Genomic DNA, 1,962 nt, shown 5'->3' on the forward strand with positions numbered 1-1,962 from the left:
TCGTCGAGGCAGACCATGCCGTGCTGCTGGCCGGCGACGGAGACCGCCGCGAGGTCGGCTAGCCCGGGGGCCTCGTGGGCGGCGGTGCGCAGCGCCTGCCACCAGGCTTCCGGGTCGACCTCGGTGCCGTCCGGGTGCGGTGCCCGGCCCTGCCGGAGCAGGGCGCCGGTCTCCGCGTCCCGGATGACCACCTTGCAGGACTGGGTGGACGAGTCAACGCCTGCGACCAACGGCATGGCGGGGCCTCAGCGAGCGCCGAGCAGGTGCTCGACGGCGAGCTGGTTGAGCTGGACGAAGGCGAAGCCCCGCGCGGCCACCGCGTCCACGTCGACGTCCTCGAACGCGGACCGGTCGGCCAGGAACTCCTCGTAGCCCTCACCGTCGCCGAGCGTCGGCGTGTTCAGCTCGTCGACCTTGCTGGCGGCGAGCGCCTCGATGACCTCGGGGTCGGCGCGGAACGCCGCGGCCCGCTCCTTGAGCAACAGGTAGGTGCTCATGTTGGCCGCCGCGGAGGCCCAGACACCGTCCATGTCCTCGGTGCGGGAGGGCTTGTAGTCGAAGTGCCGGGGGCCGTCGTAGGTCGGCCCGCCGTTCGGGCTGCCGTTCTCCAAAAGGTCCACCAGGGCGAACGCGTTCATCAGGTCACCGTGGCCGAAGACCAGGTCCTGGTCGTACTTGATGCCGCGCTGGCCGTTGAGGTCCAGGTGGAACAGCTTGCCCTGCCAGAGCGCCTGGGCGATGCCGTGGGCGTAGTTGAGCCCGGCCATCTGCTCGTGGCCGACCTCCGGGTTGAGACCGACCATCTCCGGGTGGGCCAGCTGGGAGATGAAGCCGAGCGCGTGCCCGATGGTGGGCAGCAGGATGTCGCCGCGCGGCTCGTTGGGCTTGGGCTCCAGGGCGAACCGCATGGTGTAGCCCTTGTCGATGACGTACTGGGTGAGCAGGTCCACCGCCTCGCGGTAGCGGTCCAGGGCGGCGCGGACGTCCTTGGCGACGTCGTACTCGGAGCCCTCGCGGCCACCCCACATCACGAAGGTGCTGGCGCCCAGCTCGGCGGCCAGGTCGACCTGGCGCAGCACCTTGCGCAGCGCGAACCGGCGGACGTCGCGGTCGTTGCTGGTGAAGCCGCCGTCCTTGAAGATCGGGTGGGTGAAGAGGTTGGTGGTGACCATCGGCACCACGAGGCCGGTCTCGTCGAGCGCCTTGCGGAACCGCGCGATGCGCTGATCGCGGGTCGCGGCGTCGGCCCCGAACGGGATCAGGTCGTCGTCGTGGAAGGTGATGCCGTACGCGCCCAGCTCGGCGAGCCGGTGCACCGCCTCGACGGCGTCCAGCTCGGGACGGGTCGCGTCGCCGAACGGGTCGCGGGCCTGCCAGCCCACGGTCCAGAGCCCGAAGGAGAACTTGTCGGCGGGGGTGGGACGGGGTGCCATGAGCAACCTCCGGGGTGGTGGTGTCAGGTATTTGTTCAGCGATTGAATTATTTGCCCGCCCTATGGCACTGTCAAGGGGTGAGCCCCACCCACGCCCCGGCCGGCGCAGCCCGTCAGGGCAGCCTCCGCGAGCTCAACCTCGCCCTGGTTCTCGGCCGGATCGCCGCCGCCGAGCGTCCCCCGTCCCGGGCCGACCTGGCAACCGCCACCGGCCTGACCCGAGCCACCGTCTCGGCGGTGGTCGAGGACCTGCTCGCGGGCCAACTGGTCAGCGAGGCCGAGCCGGCGCCCCGAGCGGGCGCCGGCCGCCCGGCCCGGGGGCTGGTCCTGGCCGACCAGGGCCCGGCCGGGCTCGGCCTGGAGGTCAACGTCGACTACCTGACGGTGTGCGTCGTCGATCTCGCCGGCCAGGTCCGGCACCGCACCGTGCACCGGGCCGACCTGCGCCCGGTCGCCCCCGCCGACGCGCTGGCCCGCCTCGTCGACCTGGCCCGGCAGGCCCGCGCCGACGCGGCCCGGCAGGGCCTCA

1 protein-coding gene and 2 pseudogenes are annotated in these 1,962 nt (G+C 72.3%); 1 reads left to right on the forward strand and 2 read right to left on the reverse strand.

The window, feature by feature from the left end; translation table 11 throughout:
• Together AB0J68_RS31645 and xylA are read right to left on the reverse strand one after the other, a co-directional pair.
• Window positions 1-236 (reverse strand): annotated as a pseudogene (locus AB0J68_RS31645) (xylulose kinase); the annotation flags it as partial.
• Window positions 237-245: 9 nt separating this feature from the next.
• Window positions 246-1,433 carry a xylose isomerase gene (xylA, locus tag AB0J68_RS31650; RefSeq protein WP_363942493.1) on the reverse strand — a complete coding sequence of 396 codons (1,188 nt, stop codon included), beginning with the start codon at window positions 1,431-1,433 and terminating at the stop codon, window positions 246-248.
• Between the two features lie 78 nt (window positions 1,434-1,511).
• Between xylA and AB0J68_RS31655 the strand changes: the two are divergent.
• Window positions 1,512-1,962 (forward strand): annotated as a pseudogene (locus AB0J68_RS31655) (sugar kinase); the annotation flags it as partial.

Origin of the sequence: Micromonospora sp. NPDC049580, assembly GCF_040675595.1 — a bacterium.
Lineage (GTDB): Bacteria > Actinomycetota > Actinomycetes > Mycobacteriales > Micromonosporaceae > Micromonospora.